1 protein-coding gene is annotated in these 1,031 nt (G+C 75.2%); it reads right to left on the bottom strand.

Annotation, left to right across the window (positions count from 1 at the left end):
- Positions 1–234: 234 nt before the first annotated feature.
- The coding region (locus NWP10_RS12090; protein WP_258301066.1) for a dihydrolipoamide acetyltransferase family protein at positions 235–1,031 on the bottom strand (797 nt) is incomplete at its 5' end.

Below are 1,031 nucleotides of genomic sequence, written 5' to 3'. Positions count from 1 at the left end.
CGGCAGCGTCAGAGGTGTATAAGAGCCGGGGCCCGCACCCGGCGGCCGAGCCGGCCGGGATCCTGCTCAGCGCCGCACCGGTGGTGCTGTGCTGGGGCGCCCTCGCCACGGCGTTCCGCCGCAGCCGCACCGCGTGATCGCCACGCGGCCTGAGCGCCGCGCCGCCTGAGCGCCGCCCGGCGCGCGAACGGCCCCCGCATCGGGTGATGCGGGGGCCGTTCCGGCGGGCTCGGGTCAGATCCGGGCGAGCGCCGACTGCGGGTCGTTGAGGCAGTCCGCCACGAAGGTGAGGAACGCGCTCGCGGTGGCGCCGTCGGTGACGCGGTGGTCGAAGGTCACGGTCATCTCGGTGACCTTGCGGACCACGATCTCCCCGTCGACGACCCACGGGCGGTCGATGATCCGCCCGATGCCGAGCATGCCCACCTCGGGCACGTTGATGATCGGCGTGGCGCCGTCCGTGCCCAGCGGCCCGTAGTTGTTCAGGGTGAACGTGCCGCGGGTGAGCTCGGCCGGGGCGGCCTTGCCCTCGCGGGCGCGGGTCACGGTCTCGTTGATCGCGGCGGTCAGCTCATCCGCGGAGAGGCGCTCGGCGTGCTCCACGGAGGGCACCATGAGGCCGCGGTCGGTCTGCACGGCCAGGCCGAGGTGGACGCCGTCGACCTCCACGATCTCGTCCTTGCCGTCCGCGCCGGCCTCGATGCGCGCGTTCATCACCGGGTACCGGCGCAGGCCGGCGAGGGTGAAGCGGGCGATGAGGCCGAGCAGGCTCGGCGCGTTCTCCGCATCCTTGGCCTTGAGGGCGGCGCGCAGCTCCAGCAGGGCCGTGACGTCCACGTCCAGCCACGCCGTGACCTCGGGGACCTCGCGGCGCGAGCGGGAGAGCTGGTCGGCGATCACCTTGCGCACGCCCGAGATCGGGGTGCGGGCGACGACGGCCAGGCCGGTCCGCGCGTCGGCGGACCCGTCGGCGGACCCGGCGCCGACGGTGCTCGCGGCACCGGCGGTCGCGGCCGGCTGGGCGGCGGAGG

The sequence above is a fragment of the Micrococcus sp. HG099 genome (assembly GCF_024723355.1).
Classification (GTDB): Bacteria; Actinomycetota; Actinomycetes; order Actinomycetales; family Micrococcaceae; genus Micrococcus; species Micrococcus endophyticus.
Note: the sequence above shows the minus strand (reverse complement) of the source record. Positions and strands in the feature narration are given on the sequence as shown.